Origin of the sequence: Consotaella salsifontis, assembly GCF_900167365.1 — a bacterium.
GTDB lineage: Bacteria > Pseudomonadota > Alphaproteobacteria > Rhizobiales > Rhizobiaceae > Consotaella > Consotaella salsifontis.
Window position 1 is genome coordinate 1 of record NZ_FUXL01000028.1, and the last position, 16,631, is coordinate 16,631.

Consider the following 16,631-nt stretch of genomic DNA (forward strand, 5'->3'; position numbering starts at 1 on the left):
CGGCCAGATCCTCTCCACCATCTCCGCCGACGAATGCAGCAACTACCTCGTCAACTCAGGATATGGACGATCCTAATCTCATCCCGCTCTAGGAGCCGTTCAGGGCTCCGCCGCCTCGGCGATCCTGTGGCGGGCGGTGAGGCGCAGCCCCGCGATAGCGAGGAACGTCAGCATCCAGATCGGATTGCCGCGCGCGAAGAAGAAGCTCTCCATGAAGGCGTTGAACAGCATGAAGGCCAGCACCATCAGGAAGAAATCGGCGGCGCGCCGGTTCTCCTCGGTGTCGATGCAGCGGGCGAAGTCGAGAAACGGCTGAACGACCAGCATCACGAGGGCGGCGGCAAGGCCAGGCCAGCCGATGGCGATGGCGATGTCGAGATAGCCATCATGGCCGTTGGCCGCGCCGGTGGGGTCCCAGGTGAGTTCGCTCGTTGCCTCCAGACGGTCCAGCCAATCCGTGCCCCAGAAGGATTCATAGCCGAAGCCGATCCACTGGCGCGGCTTCAGCACCTCTAGGGCAAAGCGCCAGATATCCATGCGGCCAGTGAAGTCGGTTCCCGGCGCGACGTATTGCACCACGGCGTCAAGGGCGGGACTCACCACTGTGCCGAGCGTGAACAGGGCCATGATGATGAGCACGAAGCTGATTGCGATGGTCGGCAGATAGCGGCTGCCGAACGCGCGAGTGGAAAGCACGAGAATGGCGACCGCCGGCATCAGGGCCAGCGTCGTCTTCGAGCCCGTCTTGAAGACAAAGAAGCCGGCGAGAATGGCGATGACGGTTCCGAGCGCGCGCTGGCGCGAGCGGAAGAGATAAAGCCCGACGAAGACGAAGGCCGCCATGATCGGGCCGGTCACGTTCTTGTGGCTGTAGATGCCGCGCCACAGGCCGGCGTGTTGGCTTTCCTCCTCCCAGCCCTGGTGGATCGCCGCCTCTGGAAGGGCGATGACGCCGAAATAGGAGAGCGCCAGCACGGCGAGCGCGGCGAAGGCGAGGGCGTTGCGAAAGCTCCTGCCGTCTGGCGGCAGGGCAAGGGCGCCCGTGACCGCCGTCATGGCCGCGAAGAGGAAGAGCGCGGCGCGGACCGCCTGCTCGCCGACGATGGAGTGGCGGGAGGAGATCAGAAACCAGAGCACCATCAGGAGCCAGGTTGGCCTGAGATAGGTGAGGGTGATGCGCCGCTCCGCGAAGACGAGATGGCCGAGGATGGCGCAGGCCGCCAGCAACGAATAGCCAAGCTGGTTGATGACGTTGCCGGCTTCCTCCGTCGCCGTGGAGACCTGGGCGAAGGGCTGGAACGTCATGACGAGGCCGGTCAGCACCAGCGCCGCGAAAACCGTGCGGCCGGCGTGAACCAGCCGGTCGACACCGCTCTGCTCGGCGGAATATGCGGGATAGAGGGACATTCGGCGCCAGGGACTCTCGGTCGTCTTCGCCGGCCATCTTCGTCCGTGAGGCTGAAGATTTGGTCAAGGACGCCGCCGGCGGGAGAAGGCGCCGGATCGTCCGTCGCGCGCCTCAGGCCGAACTGGAGAGCTTCATGAGAACGAGGCCGCCGACGATGAGAAGACCCGCCAGCAGGCGAAGCGGGCTCGCCGCCTCACCGAGCACGGCGATGCCGACGGCGAAAGCGCCGATCGCGCCGATCCCGGTCCAGACGGTATAGGCCGTCCCCAAGGGGAGGGACCGCATGGCGACCGAAAGAAAGCCGAAGCTCGCCAGCATGGCGACGAGGGTGACGACGCTTGGCCAGAGGCGCGTGAAGCCTTCCGACTGCTTCATCGAAAAGGCCCAGACGACCTCGAGCATCCCTGCGACGACGAGCATGAACCAAGCCACGACAGCCTCTGTTTTCGAGCTGCCGGGCCGTCCCGGACCTGATCCCTGGAGGGTGAGGACGTGGCCTCGCTCCTGATCTAATCACCCCCCCGCAGGGATCAAGGCGGAGAAGCGCAAGGGCTTGCGCCGGGACACGCGGAATCTGGAGGAAGCGCGCGGGACGATGACAGCCCGCGCGCTTCGCAACGTTAGATCTGCGCGAGCCCGCCGTCCGCGAACACCTCGCTTCCGGTCATGAAGCTGCTGTCGGGCGAAGCGAGGAACGCCGCCACCGCCGCCACCTCGGCGGGCTCGCCAAGTCGGCCAATGGGCGTCGTCGCCCCCATTGCTTCCATGTTCTCGACGCCGACCGCATCCAGCGCCAGCTCGGTGCGCGTCGGTCCGGGCGAGAGAACGTTGACGCGGATGCCGCGGCCGCGAAGGTCCTGCGCCCAGCTTCGCGCGAAGTTGCGCACCGCGGCCTTGGAGGCGCTGTAGATGCTGAAGCTCGGCGTGCCCATGACGCCCGTGGTGGAGCCGGTGAGGACGATCGAGCCGCCTTCGCGCATCAGGGGCAGGCCCTTCTGGACGGTGAAGAGCACGCCCCTGACGTTGACATCGAAGGTGCTCTGGTACTGCTCGGGCGTGATGTCGCCGAGAGCCACCAGTTCGCCCGTTCCGGCATTGGCGAACAGGATATCGAGGCCGCCGCGCTCGCTCTTCACCGTCTCGAACAGAGTGTCGAGATCGGCCAGATTTGTCACCGAGCCGGCCACCGCGCGGGCGTTGTCTCCAAGCTTGCGCAGCGCCTCGTCGAGCCTCTCCTGTCTGCGCCCGAAGATATAGACGAACGCCCCTTCCTCGATAAATCGCTGTGCCGCCGCGAAACCTATCCCGGTGCCGCCGCCCGTCACGACAGCGGTCTTTCCTGCCAGTCTCTTCATATCCGTGCTCCTTGCTTCAAGGTCGCACATAGGTGGACGCGCACCCACCTATTGAAAAGTATGCACCTTTTGGTAAGTACCCAATTATGTCAGAGACAGTCTCCTCCGTTCCCGGTTTCACCTGCGGCCTTGATGTCACGCTCCGCCTGATCGCTGGGAAGTGGAAGCCGCTGATCCTCTATTTCCTGCTCCAGCAAGGCCCGATCCGTTACGGGCAGTTGAAGCGCGCGGTTCATGGCGTGAGCGACAAGGTACTGATCCAGCAGTTGAAGGAGCTGGAGGCCGACAACGTCATCAAGCGAACCGACTATCAGGAGATCCCGCCCCGCGTGGACTACGCGCTGACCCCGCTCGGCCGCAGTCTCGCCGAGGCGCTCGAGCCGCTCTGCCTGTGGGGCAGCCAGAACATGGCCCAGGTCGCCCGCATCTTCGCCGAGCGCGCGACCTGGTGCGAGGGTAAAGCCTCGTAGGCATCGGCGATGCCCTGACCATTTCACCATCGGCAACAACGGGATTGTAAGGTTCCTCGCGTAATCGTCGGCATGTGTCGGCTGTCTCGGCCGCCGGGAAAGGACGCGCGATGGCCGCCGAACGCCCAGCCCTCTCGAACAAGAACGCGTCGCGCTTTTCCGTGCTCGACGCCTGGCGGGGCATCTCGGCGCTGATGGTCGTGTTCCTCCACGCGCCGGTGGCCAACGCACTGGTGGCGACGCCCTTCGTGCGGCACGGCTTCCTCTTCGTCGACTTCTTCTTCGTCCTCTCCGGCTTCGTGATCGCTCATGCGTATCAGGGGAGAATCGGCAGTGGGCGCGGGGCGATCGCCTTTCTCCAGGCGCGGTTCGCCCGCGTCTATCCGCTGCATTTCCTCATGCTCATGCTGTTCCTGGCGTACGAGCTCGCACTGTTCGCCGGTCGAGGGGCCGATGCGGCCTTCCAGGGGACGAATTCGGTTTCGGCCTTCTTCGCCAATCTCTTTCTCCTGCACGCCTTCGGCACGGTCGACGGGCTCGGCTGGAACTATCCGAGCTGGAGCATCTCGGCCGAGTTCGGTGCCTATCTCGTCTTCGCGGCGCTGACGCTCGTCGCCGGCCGGCGCATGGTCGCCGCCTTCGCGGCCGTGCTCGCTGTTTCGATAGTCGTTCTCTTCCTCGCCGTGCCGAACATGGACACGACGGTTTCGTTCGGCGGCCTGCGCTGTCTCGTCGGCTTTTCCTGCGGCGTTCTTCTGCGCCGGCTTGCCTTTCCCGCAGGCGTCGCCGCGCCGCCTGCGCCCGGCACACGCCATCTTTGGACATTCGCTGAGGTCGCCATTCTCGCCGCAGTCGTGTCCTTCGTAACGTCCTCCGGCCACACGCGCCTGTCGCTTGCCGCGCCCTTCGTCTTCACCTTCGCCATCTATGGCTTCGCGCACGAGGCGGGAGCGGTGAGCCGACTGCTGAAAACGCGGGTCTTCCAGTTCCTCGGCCTCGCCTCCTATTCCATCTACATGGTCCACGCCTTCATCATCTCGCGCATGGTGAACGTCGCGACGGTGGTGGAGGGGCGCACCGGCTGGCACCTGATGATCCTCCGCGACGATGGCGCCAAGGTCTTCGCCGGTAGCCCTATCCTGACCTACGGCGTTCTCATCGCGCTGGTCGCGGCGACACTGGTCGCGAGCGCGCTGACCTGGCGTTTCATCGAGCGTCCGTTCCAGTCGTGGCTGCGGCCCGGACGGCGCGGCTCCGCCACGCGCTCCGTCGAGGCGATCTCCCCTGCGCCGAACGCGTCACGGGCTGGCTGATGTGCTCCACGACACGCCACTGCTAAAACCTTGCTCTAATACTCAACTTTAATTACAAGGTTGTCGCTGCCGCCGATTCACGGCGCGCGGGTGGCAATCTCGGGGGCTTGTTCCGGGGATTGGGTCGTCAGTTCTTGGTCCTTCATGCCCGGCGCGGGTGCGCGCCGCCGGCTTGGGGGCAGATAGAAGAGGGTTTCGATGAATCGCCTTCTCGCCACCGCCACCGTCCCGGTTGCCGATCCGGACCCGCTTATCGCGGCGGTCTGCGAGCATCTTGTCGAGCATGAGGCGCAGGTCGAGCGGGACGGTGCGGCCCATGTGGTCACGTTCCCCTTCGGCAAGGGCACGCTAAGGGCCGAAGAAGGCCGCATCGAACTCGGCGCGGAATCCGCGGACCTCTCAGGCCTCTACTACATGCGCATGGCGCTCGCCGGTCATATCAAGCATTTCGCCAGGCCGCAGGCGCCGGAAGTGACCTGGATCGGGGATGGCAGCGACCTCGTCACGCCGCCGAACTTCCGGCCTGCCCAGGTTCGTGCCGTTAGCGGCATCACCCCGCATATGCGCCGGATCACCTTCGTCGGCGCCGATCTCGGCCTCTTCGAGGCCTATGGCAGCCTGCAACTGGCCCTGATCATTCCTCCGAATGACGGTGAGTTGGTATGGCCGACCATCGGGCGCGACGGTTTGCTCTCGTGGGCGGAGGACAAGCCCCGCCCGGCGCTTCGCCGCTATACGGTGCGGCGTTGCGATCTTTCCACCGGCGAAATCGACATCGATTTCGTGGTGCATGACGATCCGGGGCCCGGCGCGGATTTCGCCCTCCGTGCCAAGGAGGGAGACTGGATCGGCCTCTTCGCGCCGTTCGGCGGCGCCATCCGCGACGACCGCGACTGGTACCTGATCGGCGGCGACGAGACGGCGCTGCCGGCGATCGCGCGCACCCTCGAATCGTTTCCGGCGCGTAAGTGCGGCGTCGCGCTGATCGAGGTGGCGGGGCCCGAGGAGGAACAGCCGATCGCCAACCGAACAGGGATCGAGATCCGCTGGCTGCATCGCGATGGCGCCGAGCCGGGAAGCGTCCTGGCCGAAGCCATCCGCCAGATCGCGTTGCCGGAGGACGGCGGCTCCTGCTTCGTGTGGACGGCCTGCGAGTTCGACGGCTTCAAGTCGATCCGCGCCCATCTGCGCAAGGAGCGTGGCCTCACCCGTGAGCAGCACCTCGCGATGGCCTATTGGCGCAAGGGGCAGGGCGAAGCGGAAGGGGACGAAGGCTGACGCCGCGCGCCATCGCCGATTTTCGCCCGCTCCACGGCCGTCCCAAACGCCGGACACGTCGGCACTTTTCACCAGAGCGAGACCGCTCGGCCATTGACTCCGGCTCGCCACGGCGCGACAGGGGCTGAAAGGCGCGGCCCCGCGGCCCCGGCGCGCTCGTGCGGCCGCTCGCTGCGCATGGACCCGTTCAAGCAAGACTGGATCTTCGCGTGGCTGACCTTTCCGACCTCAAGAAGACACCCCTCTTTGACCTCCATGAGAAGCTGGGGGCGCGGATGGTGCCCTTCGCCGGCTATGCCATGCCGGTGCAATATCCGGCGGGCGTCCTGAAGGAACATCTCCATACGCGCGAAAAGGCGGGACTCTTCGACGTCTCCCATATGGGACAGGTGACGATCCGGCCGAAGTCCGGCGACGTGCGCGACGCCGCTCTGGCGCTGGAGGCTCTTGTGCCCGTCGACGTTGCGGGGCTCAAGGCGGGGCGGCAACGCTACGGCCTGTTCACCAACGAGGACGGCGGCCTTTTGGACGATCTGATGATCACCAATCGCGGCGATCACCTCTTCCTGGTCGTCAACGCGGCATGCAAGGAAGCCGACTTCGCCCATCTTTCCACGCATCTCTCCGAGACTTGCGAGGTGACGCCGCTCGAAGACCGCGCGCTCCTGGCGCTGCAGGGCCCCGGCGCCGAGGCCGCGCTCGAAAAGGTCGCGCCGGGCGTTGTCGCGATGCGCTTCATGGATGTTGCCTCGTTCGATATCCTGGGTGCGGAGGCGATCGTCTCGCGCTCGGGCTATACCGGCGAGGATGGCTTTGAGATTTCCGTGCCCGCCGGCAAGGCCGCCGCTCTTGCCGAGATGCTGCTTCAGGACGAGAGCGTTCAGCCGATCGGCCTTGGCGCCCGCGATTCGCTGCGACTCGAGGCGGGGCTCTGCCTTTATGGCAGCGACATCGACCAGACGACGACGCCAGTCGAGGCCGCGCTCGAATGGGCCATGCAGAAGGCGCGCAAGAAGGGTGGCGCGCGCGAGGGCGGCTTCCCGGGCGCGAGCGTCATCCTTGAGCAGCTTCACAATGGCGCGGACCGCCGCCGCGTCGGCCTGCGTCCGCAGACCAAGACGCCGGTGAGGGCGGGCGCGGCGCTTTACGCCCATGAAGAGGGCGGCGAGCCCATCGGCGTCGTCACCTCGGGCGGCTTCGGCCCCTCGGTCGAGGCGCCGGTCGCGATGGGCTATGTTCCCGCCGGGATGAGCGGAGCCGGAACGCCGCTCTTTGCCGAGGTGCGCGGCAAACGCCATCCGGTGATGGTGGCGACGCTGCCCTTCGTGATGCCGCGCTACAAACGCGCCTGAGCCCATCGATAGACAGCGGGTTCGCTTTATCGGCCGTGCCTTTTCCGATAGAGCGACATGGAGCGAGTCTCGTGTTTTTGCGGAAAGGTCCAGCATGCTGAAATTCACTGAAGAGCATGAGTGGCTGAAGGTCGAGGGCGACATCGCCACCGTCGGCATCACCACCCACGCGACGGTCCAGCTTGGCGATCTCGTCTTCGTGGAATTGCCGGACGTCGGCAAAGCCGTCGAAAAGGGCGACGAGGCGGCTGTCGTGGAAAGCGTCAAGGCGGCCTCCGAGGTCTACGCGCCGCTGGCCGGCGAGGTGACCGAGGTCAATCAGGCGATCGCCGACAATCCGGCCCTGGTCAATGACGACCCCATGGGCGCGGGCTGGTTCTTCAAGATGAAGCTCGCCGATCCGGCAGCTCTCGCCGATCTGCTCGACGAGGACGCGTATCAGGCACTCGTGGGCTGAGGGGAATATCGTCGATGGGGTTCGAGTTCACCGATTACGACCCGTATGACTTCGCCAACCGGCGTCATATCGGGCCGTCGCCGAAGGAAATGGACGAGATGCTGGCGGTGATCGGCGCGCCGAGCCTCGATGCGTTGATCGACGAGACGGTGCCGCCCTCGATCCGTCAGGGCGCGCCGCTCGACTGGGGCCCGGCGCTCACCGAGCGTCAGGCGCTGGACGCCCTGCGCGAGACGGCGAACCGGAACAAGAACCTCGTCTCCCTCATCGGACAGGGCTATTACGGCACCATCACGCCGCCGGTCATCCAGCGCAACATCCTGGAAAATCCGGCTTGGTACACGGCCTATACGCCGTACCAGCCGGAGATCAGCCAGGGGCGCCTCGAGGCGCTTCTCAACTTCCAGACGATGATCGCGGACCTCACCGGTCTCGATGTCGCCAACGCCTCGCTGCTCGACGAGGCGACGGCGGCGGCCGAGGCGATGGCAATGACCCACCGCATCGTCAAGGTGAAGCGCGACACCTTCTTCGTCGACGAAAACTGCCACCCGCAGACCATCGCCGTCATCAAGACCCGCGCCGAGCCCATGGGCTTCTCGGTGGTCGTCGGCGATCCCTTCGCCGACCTCAAGGCCGAGGAGGTGTTCGGGGCGATCTTCCAGTATCCCGGCACCTATGGCCATGTGCATGATTTCTCCGGGGTGATCGAGGCGCTGCACGCGGCGGGCGCCGCGGCGGTTCTCGCCGCTGATCCCCTGGCGCTGGCGCTCCTGAAGACGCCGGGCGAGATGGGCGCCGACATTGCCGTCGGCTCGACCCAGCGCTTCGGCGTGCCGATGGGCTATGGCGGTCCGCACGCGGCCTATATGGCGGTCAAGGACGCCCACAAGCGCGCCATGCCGGGCCGCCTCGTCGGCGTCTCGGTGGATGCGCGCGGAAACCGCGCCTACCGCCTCGCGCTTCAGACGCGCGAGCAGCACATCCGCCGCGAGAAGGCGACCTCCAATATCTGCACCGCCCAGGTGCTGCTCGCCGTCATGGCCTCCATGTACGGTGTCTTCCACGGCCCGGTGGGCATCAAGGCGATCGCCCAGCAGATCCATGGGCGCGCCGTGATGCTGGCCGAGGGGCTGGAAAAGCTCGGCTATACTGTCGAGACGGAGCGCTTCTTCGACACCATCACCGTCGATGTCGGCCGCTTCCAGCGGGTCATTCTCGATGCGGCGGTTGCTGCCGGCATCAATCTTCGTCCGGTCGGCGAGACCAAGCTCGCCATCAGCCTCGATGAGCGCACCCGCCCGTGGGTGATCGAGGCGGTGTGGCGTGCCTTCGGCGGCGACTTCAAGATCGCCGACTTCGGCAAGGGCTGGCGCCTGCCGGACGAGGCGCTGCGCCAGACGGACTACATGACCCACCCGGTGTTCCACATGAACAGGGCGGAAAGCGAGATGACGCGCTATATCCGCCGGCTCTCGGATCGCGACCTCGCGCTCGACCGGGCGATGATCCCGCTCGGCTCCTGCACCATGAAGCTCAATGCCACGGTGGAGATGCTGCCCATCACCTGGCCGGAATTCGCCGAGCTTCATCCCTTCGCGCCGGCCGATCAGGCCGAGGGCTACAAGCATCTCATCGACGATCTTTCGGCCAAGCTCTGCCAGATCACCGGCTATGACGCGGTCTCGATGCAGTCGAATTCGGGCGCGCAGGGCGAATATGCCGGCCTGCTCACCATCCGCGCTTACCACCGGGCGCGGGGCGATCACCACCGCAATGTCTGCCTCATTCCGACCTCGGCCCACGGCACCAATCCCGCCTCGGCCCAAATGGCGGGCATGAAGGTGGTGCCGGTGAAAACCGCGGAGAACGGCGACGTCGATGTCGACGATTTCCGCGTCAAGGCCGAACAGCACTCGGAAAACCTCGCCGCCTGCATGATCACCTATCCCTCGACCCACGGCGTCTTCGAGCGTCGGGTCGCCGAGATCTGTGCGATCACCCACGAGCATGGCGGGCAGGTCTATCTCGACGGCGCGAACCTCAACGCGCTGGTGGGCCTCGCGCGGCCGGGCGACATCGGCGCCGACGTCAGCCACCTGAACCTTCACAAGACCTTCTGCATTCCGCACGGTGGCGGCGGCCCCGGCATGGGACCGATCGCGGTGAAGTCGCATCTGGCGGCCTATCTGCCGGGGCATCCCGCGACGGGGGGCGCCGAGGGGCCGGTTTCGGCGGCGCCCTTTGGCTCGCCGTCGATCCTGCCGATCTCGTGGAGCTACTGCCTGATGATGGGCGGCGCGGGCCTCACCCAGGCGACCAAGGTGGCGATCCTCAACGCCAACTACATCGCCAGCCGCCTCAAGGACGCGTTCCCGGTTCTCTATAAGTCGGCCAGCGGACGCGTTGCCCATGAGTGCATCGTCGACACGCGCCTCGTCCAGGAAAGCGCCGGCGTCACGGTGGACGACGTCGCCAAGCGCTTGATCGACTGCGGCTTCCACGCCCCGACCATGAGCTTCCCCGTCGCCGGGACGCTGATGATCGAGCCGACGGAGAGCGAGACCAAGGCCGAGCTCGACCGATTCTGCGACGCCATGCTGGCCATTCGCGAGGAGGCGCGGGCTATTGAACAGGGTGAAATGGATGCGGCCAACAATCCGCTGAAGAACGCGCCCCACACGGTCGAGGATCTGGTGGGCGCGTGGGATCGGCCCTATTCGCGCGAGCAGGGCTGCTTCCCGCCGGGCGCCTTCCGCGTCGACAAGTATTGGCCGCCGGTCAATCGCGTCGACAACGTCTATGGCGATCGCCACCTCATCTGCTCCTGCCCGCCGATGGAAGCCTACGAGGACTGAGAGGCTTGAGAGGCCGCCGGGCCGACAGCAGGCTGCCTTTCTCGCGGCCTTCTTGAGGACGGCTCGGAGCGGCGGTTGTAGCCGCCGCTCTTGTAAGGAATCGGGGCAACGCTCTGTGAAGACTGAGTCGGCGTTGCGCTGGAAATCGCCTATCCGCGCTCCCCTTCAGGGATCGCAGCCAGTGACGCTGGCTGCATTCTGCTTCGCAGCGGCATCGAGTGGCGCTTGACAAGCGTCAGCGCGACCACCGAGGCGCATGCCAAGGCATTGATCGTCATGACGATTGTCACGAGACGGTCGCCCGTGGAGTGCGCATAGACCGCCGTTGAGGCGTGGGAGGCTGCCCACAGTGTCCATGCCGAGATCGATATGGACTCGGCGCGCCCGCTATCGCGCCGTATAGCGACCCACTGCGGAACATAGCCGAGTAGGCGCAGGCCATTCAGAGTGGCGAAAGCGAAGGCGGCCATTTCGACATTGGTCATCGCTCCCGCCCTTTCCATTCGCCGGGCGCAGCGTCGGAACTCCTTTGGTGGTTCATCTCGTATCCTCCGCGACAGGATCGTCAGGGCAGCAATCGAGGGCTGGAGGCGGCGGAAGCGAGCCAGAAGCAGCTTCGTTTCTGGTGCCGGCCGACAGCCATGCCAGACGGGCCAGGATCGACGTGGCCGCGAGAATGGTCATCCCCCAATTGGAGGAGAGGTATCCGGTGGCTGCCGGTCTAGGTCAGACTATTTGGGGGATGCCGAATTCGTTCGGGCAGGCGAACTGGCGCGCGTCGCCAATCGCACCAATTCGGCTTGGCGCGAGACGCCAGTTTTGGCAAAGATATTGCCGAGATGCGTCTTGGCAGTCGTTGGCGCGATGCCCAGCGCGGCCGCGGCTTCCGGCAGCCCGCGACCCTGCAGAACCTCTTCCAGCACCCGGGTTTCGGCCGCTGTCAGTCCAAAGCTGGAAGCGAGCGTTTGCGCTTCCTTCTTTGGGTCATGGCTTTGACCGATGAAGATCGCTGCCGTGGCGTTCGTCCGAAGCTCGGCCCTAAGGCTGCCGCCCGAAATCGGCAGGACATGAGCATAGACAGGCGGCTCGCTGGGGCGGTGAAGAGCCACGGCCAATCCCAGCTCTCCGATGGCTGCCTCGTCCTTGACCGCTTCGCCGACTGCGGAGATGAGCTCCTTGGTGGCGGCGAGCGAGTTTGCGCGCAGCAGGCCGTGCTGGGATGTTACCGGACCGCGATCCCGCATCAGCTCCTCTCCCGCGCGATTGGAATGGAGAATCATGCCTCGCTCGTCCACGAGCAGGACCGCACAATGCAGCGCGTTCAGCACGGTCTCGAACCGATCGCGCTCGATGGTTTGCACATCCAGAACGTTGCTGATTGTCACGGCGCGCCGCAGATGGGGCAGGAGAAGGCGGCCCGTTTCCAGCACCCGTTCGTCGATCAACCCCTGCCGTGCGTGTCGGGCAATGCCAATCTCGGAGAGATGAGCAGGGGTGCTCATCAGGAAAAAATGGACGATATCGACGATGTTCTGTGGGGCCAGGCATTCGCGCACATAGGGGGAGGCGGCCAGATAATCCGCGGAGAGATTTCGCGACGCCACGAAAGGACGGTCGAGAGAGGACGCTTCGGCGAGCCACTCCTTCAGCCGTGCGTTGATCTCGGCGACGTGGTCGCGCTTGATTTTGATGTAATCCGGCTCCCAGCCTACGGACTTGTTGATGAGATATCGGCCTTCGCGCATGTCGTTCAGCGTCAGCGAAATGAAGTCGCTTTCGATGACTTCGGAAACGGCCATCAGGGCGGTTTCCCATCGCGCGGGATCGAGCGCGCAATCATAGATGACGCCGATCAGATTGGAGAGGTTCTCCTGCGACAATGTGGACCGCATGGGGGCCTCTGAAAGTTGCTGCCGGACCACTGCAACAATTCTAGATGGCTCGATAAAGGCGGCGCCTCAAGGCCGGGTTGCGTCGTCAGTCGCAAAACGTGACGTCCTGCCGTCTCGACATCCCGCTAATGACCTGCCGCGTAGACGAGGCGCCAATGATCGAGCCGCAGCTCGAGCGTGTGGATAGCGTGTGCGGCGACCGCCACCTCATCTGCTCCTGCCCGCCGGTGGAAGCCGCCGAGGACTGAGACGTCCAGAAAGCCGCCGGATCACCAACTGGATCGGCGAAGGGGCAGTCTTTGCGGATTGCGCCCTTTCTTTGGGGCCTCGGGCGATCATACAAGGCCGGTCCTCGGCAGATTCACGGACGATGCTGTTCCGAGAACAGGCGCGCCGCCATCAGCACGGGCATCAGCTTCCGTCCGCCCTCGCTGAGACTATACTCGACGCGGGGCGGCTGCTCGTCGTGGTCGGTCCGAACGATCAGGCGATCGTCCTCGAGCTCACGCAGATGCTGTGTCAGCATCTTCTGCGACACGCCCGGTATGTCGCGCTTGAGTTGCAGCGTCCGCATCGACGGTTCGGCAAAAAGGCGAAAGAGGATCGGCAGCTTCCAGCGCCCGCTGATCATGGCGATCATTCTGGCGACATGGGCCGCTGAACCGTCGGGGCCGATGCACGCTGTCCGCGCCTGCGCATCCATGGGCACTTTATTGTGCGTACTTGTTTCGAGCATCGTCCCGTCCAACTCTGCGGCCTAACGGCTTCAAGTTAGGTCACGGCTTATGGATTTGGAACTTAAGGGTAAAGTCGCGCTCGTCACCGGCAGCAGCAAAGGCATTGGCGAAGGGATCGCCAAGGGCTTGGCTCGCGAAAAGGCGACCGTGGTCGTTCACGGGCGCAACAGGGCGCAGGCCGACAGGGTCGCCCAGGATATCGTCGAGGCCGGCGGGCGCGCCCATGTCGTCGTGGGCGATCTGACGATCGATGAGGAGGTGCGGGCGCTCGCCTCTGAGGCCCAGGCTCTGGCCGGCCGGATCGACATTCTCGTCAACAATGCCGGCGGCTCCGGGCCGTCCGAGGACTGGTCCAACACCAGCCCGCAAACCTGGAAATCCGTTTACGACCGCAATGTCCTGGCGGCCGTCCGCGTCACGAGCTTGCTTCTCCCTGCAATGCGGCAGGCAAAGTGGGGCCGAGTGATCAACATCTCGAGCCTGGCTGCCATGATGCCGCCGCCAGACAGGCCCGACTACTCCGCCGCCAAGGCCGCGATGATCGCCATGACCGCATCCATGGCAAAGGCGGTGGCCAGAGACGGCGTGACGGTCAATACCGTATCCCCGGGCACCATCCACAGCGCCGCCCTCGATACCGCGTTCCGGTCGGCGGCCAGCAAGCAGGGACTTGCCGAGGGCGTTCCCTGGAAGGTCGTCGAAGAGGCGGTGCTGCCCCAGTTTGCCCAGGTTCCTCTTGGACGCGTCGGAACCCTCGACGAAATTGCTGATGCGGTTGCCTTTCTCGTCAGCCCTCGCGCCGGGTACATCACCGGCGCCAATCTCAGGCTGGACGGCGGAATGCTGCCGACCGTCTAGGCGAAATTCGCACCGCGTTGTCGATCGTGTCGCGGACCTGTTGCCCAAGCCGTCATGAAGGATCAGGAGCTTGAGTATTTTCGATCACATCAGTCTCACTGTCCGGGACTTTGAGGCTTCGCGGGCATTCTACCAGGCAGCGCTTGTCCCGCTGGGCATCGAGCAGCGGTTCGTTGCCTCAAGGGAGGAAGTCTCTGTGGCAGGCTTCGGGCGGGAAAAGGTCGCCTTCTTCATTGCCGGCAAAGGGGCTGTGAGCAACCCCGGCCACATCGCGTTTGCGGCGGCGAGCCAGGAGCAAGTCGATGCCTTTCATGCCGCTGGATTGGCGGCTGGCGGATCGGACAACGGTGCGCCGGGCTTCCGGCCCAAGTACCATGCCGGCTACTACGCGGCCTTTGTCATCGATCCCGATGGCAACAATATCGAGGCGGTGTTTCACGCGCCGTCGTAATGCCAGCTCGCGACAAGGTGCCATCGGTCGCGGATCGCCCCAATTCCGGCGGGAAAGCGCGCTCCCCTTCAATTGCACGCCTGTCACCCAGCCGGTATCACGGGGCGATGTTGACCATCCGGAAAACGATTGTTGCCGACGCTGAGGCATTGCCTGGAATCGAGCGATCGGCGGGCGCGGCCTTCCGCCAGATCCCTCATCTCGGATGGATCGCCGAGGGCGACGGTCAGTCCGTCGAGCGGCATCTCCAGCTGATCGCGGCGGGCACATCCTGGGTTGCCGCCAATCCGTCCGATGAGCCGGTCGGCTTCATCAACGCTGAGAGGATGGGCGACAGGCTGCAAGTTCTGGAGCTGTCGGTTCGGCAGGATTGCCAGCGGATGGGAATAGGGCGGGCGCTGGTGGAAGCCGTGCAGCGCTGGGCGAGCGATCATGAATATGCCGCCGTGACGCTCACGACCTTCCGGGTCGTTCCGTGGAACGAGCCGTTCTATCGCTCCCTGGGATTCAGGACCTTGAACGAAGACGAGCTGTCATCGCCGCTGTTGCGCATTCTGTCGGCGGAGGCCGATGCCGGCCTGCCGCGCGATGAGCGGTGCGCGATGATCTGGTCGTCGCGCTGAGACGGACGGTCTCGTCAGCAGGCAGTGCTTTTTTGATGACTGCCTGCTGGCGATCAGAAGAGATCCAGCCGGAAGCGGTGCGACACGCCCAGCTTGAAGCTGAACTGGTTCTCGTCTCCCGCCGCCACTATGGGCGAATCTGCGGCGTCGCCGACGATCTTCTCGTAGGACGCGTCGGCGTTGACGAACCAGTCTGAGACGACCTCATAGCGCGCTGAAGCCGCGACGCCGGCGCTCGTGAAGCCGCCGCCGGCATCATAGGCGGAAAGCCGGCCGCCGCTTGCCGCGGACTCGGCGGCGCTGACGCCGAAATAGCTGTCGACGTAATCGGCGGAGGCGAAGCGGGCGATCGGCCCAGCCTTCAGTTCGAGCGTCGGCGTCGGCCGGAGGATGGCATTGGCGCCGACCTCGCCGACAAAGCCCTCGGCGCCGCCGAAGGCATAGCGCGCCGCGCCATAGACCTCCGCCGCGTTCCACTCGTAGCCGAGCTTGATTCCGGCCTCGTAGGTCGCGTCGACGTCATCAAGGCCGTTCAATGCGCGGTGGTCGCTGGCATCGCGCTTGCCGGTATAGCCAAAGGAGGGGCCGATGGAGAAGCCGAGGCCGTCCTTGCCGCCGAAGGAGCCGATTCCGGGAATGTTCAGGTATTCGACGCTGACGGTGGGAAGAGGGGTGATGCTGTAGCTATCCGACCCCATGTATTCGGGCGAAGCCACGCCCGCAACACCAAGGTCGATGACCAGATCGCTGTCGCCATAGTCGCTGACAGCCGTCGTCTCCTCAATATCGGCGGCATGGGCCGCGCTCGCAAGGAGGAGGGTCAAGACGCAGGCCGAGATGGTGGTGCGCGTGATCATTCCGACTTCTCTCCATTCGATGCGACATACGACGATGGGTCGTCAACTCGCCGTCATGCCTAACAGAGAGATATTGCCGATGCTTTTACTAAAACGCGTTTGAGATGTGAGCTGCCGCTTCTTGTCGGGCGCGTTGCGGGATGGCCACAAATCTTGGCCATCAGGATTGTGCCGACTTTGCCTTCGTCGTCCCCGGCCGAATGCCGGAATTCATGCCGCGTTGGCGCGAATTGCCGGTTCGTCAACGGATCGGCGTATCAGCGCCGAGGCATGGATCCCCGCGCTATCGCGCGAGGATCACGGGGGCCTGAGGCACATGAACCCTATAGCGACGGCGGCGGGGTTGGTGCTTCGTCGCTGCGGTTCCTGTTTCTGCGCACGATTTCGAATGCCTGGCGCCTTTGAGAAACGTGCTAGAGCGGGATGAGATTAGGATCGTCCATATCCTGAGTTGACGAGGTAGTTGCTGCATTCGTCGGCGGAGATGGTGGAGAGGATCTGGCCGATGGCGGAGCAGACGGCGTCTCTGGTGCGCTGGCCGGCTTTGCGCAGCAGGTGCTTCAGCTTGGCGAAGAGCTGCTCGATGGGATTGAGGTCGGGGGAGTATTTGGGCAGGAACAAGAGCTTGGCGCCGGCGGCGCGGATCGCCCGGCGCACCGCCTTGCCCTTGTGGCTGCCGAGATTGTCCATGATGACGATATCGCCGGGCTTCAGCGTCGGCA

17 protein-coding genes are annotated in these 16,631 nt (G+C 64.9%); 9 read left to right on the plus strand and 8 right to left on the minus strand.

Annotated elements, in window-relative coordinates:
* Positions 1-99: 99 nt before the first annotated feature.
* The 3 genes from B5D38_RS21480 to B5D38_RS21490 all read right to left on the minus strand — a co-directional run bounded on the left by B5D38_RS21480 (position 100) and on the right by B5D38_RS21490 (position 2,763).
* A complete protein-coding gene (locus B5D38_RS21480) occupies positions 100-1,407 on the minus strand; it encodes an O-antigen ligase family protein (RefSeq protein WP_078710485.1) in 1,308 nt (435 codons plus the stop codon).
* 112 nt (positions 1,408-1,519) lie between these two features.
* Positions 1,520-1,840, minus strand: a complete 321-nt coding sequence (locus tag B5D38_RS21485; RefSeq protein ID WP_078710486.1) for a DMT family transporter — start codon at positions 1,838-1,840, stop codon at positions 1,520-1,522.
* A 188-nt stretch (positions 1,841-2,028) separates the two neighbouring features.
* On the minus strand, positions 2,029-2,763 hold the full coding sequence (locus B5D38_RS21490) for an SDR family NAD(P)-dependent oxidoreductase (RefSeq protein ID WP_078710487.1): 735 nt from the start codon (positions 2,761-2,763) through the stop codon (positions 2,029-2,031).
* A gap of 86 nt (positions 2,764-2,849) precedes the next feature.
* Here B5D38_RS21490 and B5D38_RS21495 point away from each other — a divergent pair, with 86 nt between their 5' ends.
* From B5D38_RS21495 to gcvP, 6 genes are all read left to right on the plus strand, one after another.
* The gene (locus tag B5D38_RS21495) at positions 2,850-3,233 is read left to right on the plus strand and encodes a winged helix-turn-helix transcriptional regulator (protein ID WP_078710488.1); all 384 of its coding nucleotides are present in this window, start codon (positions 2,850-2,852) and stop codon (positions 3,231-3,233) included.
* A 110-nt stretch (positions 3,234-3,343) separates the two neighbouring features.
* Positions 3,344-4,546: an acyltransferase family protein gene (locus tag B5D38_RS21500; RefSeq protein ID WP_078710489.1), complete on the plus strand. Its 1,203-nt coding sequence runs from the start codon at positions 3,344-3,346 to the stop codon at positions 4,544-4,546.
* Between the two features lie 198 nt (positions 4,547-4,744).
* Positions 4,745-5,824: a siderophore-interacting protein gene (locus tag B5D38_RS21505; RefSeq protein ID WP_078710490.1), complete on the plus strand. Its 1,080-nt coding sequence runs from the start codon at positions 4,745-4,747 to the stop codon at positions 5,822-5,824.
* Between the two features lie 209 nt (positions 5,825-6,033).
* Complete coding sequence (gene gcvT, locus B5D38_RS21510; protein ID WP_078710492.1) at positions 6,034-7,176, plus strand: glycine cleavage system aminomethyltransferase GcvT; 1,143 nt, start codon at positions 6,034-6,036, stop codon at positions 7,174-7,176.
* 94 nt (positions 7,177-7,270) lie between these two features.
* On the plus strand, positions 7,271-7,633 hold the full coding sequence (gcvH, locus tag B5D38_RS21515) for a glycine cleavage system protein GcvH (protein ID WP_078710495.1): 363 nt from the start codon (positions 7,271-7,273) through the stop codon (positions 7,631-7,633).
* Between the two features lie 14 nt (positions 7,634-7,647).
* The gene (gene gcvP, locus B5D38_RS21520) at positions 7,648-10,491 is read left to right on the plus strand and encodes an aminomethyl-transferring glycine dehydrogenase (RefSeq protein WP_078710496.1); all 2,844 of its coding nucleotides are present in this window, start codon (positions 7,648-7,650) and stop codon (positions 10,489-10,491) included.
* A 149-nt stretch (positions 10,492-10,640) separates the two neighbouring features.
* Here gcvP and B5D38_RS21525 read toward each other — a convergent pair whose 3' ends face one another.
* The 3 genes from B5D38_RS21525 to B5D38_RS21535 all read right to left on the minus strand — a co-directional run bounded on the left by B5D38_RS21525 (position 10,641) and on the right by B5D38_RS21535 (position 13,119).
* Positions 10,641-10,976, minus strand: a complete 336-nt coding sequence (locus tag B5D38_RS21525; protein ID WP_131829990.1) for a hypothetical protein — start codon at positions 10,974-10,976, stop codon at positions 10,641-10,643.
* A 246-nt stretch (positions 10,977-11,222) separates the two neighbouring features.
* Positions 11,223-12,383 (minus strand): helix-turn-helix transcriptional regulator, encoded by a 1,161-nt coding sequence (locus tag B5D38_RS21530; RefSeq protein WP_078710498.1) that lies wholly within the window; start codon positions 12,381-12,383, stop codon positions 11,223-11,225.
* A 361-nt stretch (positions 12,384-12,744) separates the two neighbouring features.
* Positions 12,745-13,119 carry a winged helix-turn-helix transcriptional regulator gene (locus B5D38_RS21535; RefSeq protein WP_078710499.1) on the minus strand — a complete coding sequence of 125 codons (375 nt, stop codon included), beginning with the start codon at positions 13,117-13,119 and terminating at the stop codon, positions 12,745-12,747.
* 49 nt (positions 13,120-13,168) lie between these two features.
* Between B5D38_RS21535 and B5D38_RS21540 the strand changes: the two genes are divergently transcribed.
* The 3 genes from B5D38_RS21540 (at position 13,169) to B5D38_RS21550 (ending at position 15,052) form a co-directional block, all read left to right on the plus strand.
* The gene (locus tag B5D38_RS21540; protein WP_078710500.1) at positions 13,169-13,978 is read left to right on the plus strand and encodes an SDR family NAD(P)-dependent oxidoreductase; all 810 of its coding nucleotides are present in this window, start codon (positions 13,169-13,171) and stop codon (positions 13,976-13,978) included.
* Between the two features lie 70 nt (positions 13,979-14,048).
* Positions 14,049-14,429, plus strand: coding sequence for a VOC family protein (locus tag B5D38_RS21545; RefSeq protein ID WP_116002901.1), 381 nt, complete (start codon positions 14,049-14,051; stop codon positions 14,427-14,429).
* Positions 14,430-14,539: 110 nt separating this feature from the next.
* A complete protein-coding gene (locus tag B5D38_RS21550) occupies positions 14,540-15,052 on the plus strand; it encodes a GNAT family N-acetyltransferase (protein ID WP_207553015.1) in 513 nt (170 codons plus the stop codon).
* A 53-nt stretch (positions 15,053-15,105) separates the two neighbouring features.
* On the opposite strand, the gene B5D38_RS21555 is transcribed toward B5D38_RS21550, so the two are convergent.
* Positions 15,106-15,909, minus strand: a complete 804-nt coding sequence (locus B5D38_RS21555; RefSeq protein ID WP_078710502.1) for a MipA/OmpV family protein — start codon at positions 15,907-15,909, stop codon at positions 15,106-15,108.
* Positions 15,910-16,338: 429 nt separating this feature from the next.
* Positions 16,339-16,631, minus strand: a 293-nt coding sequence (locus tag B5D38_RS21560; RefSeq protein ID WP_131829991.1) for a transposase, incomplete at its 5' end; no start/stop codon positions are given.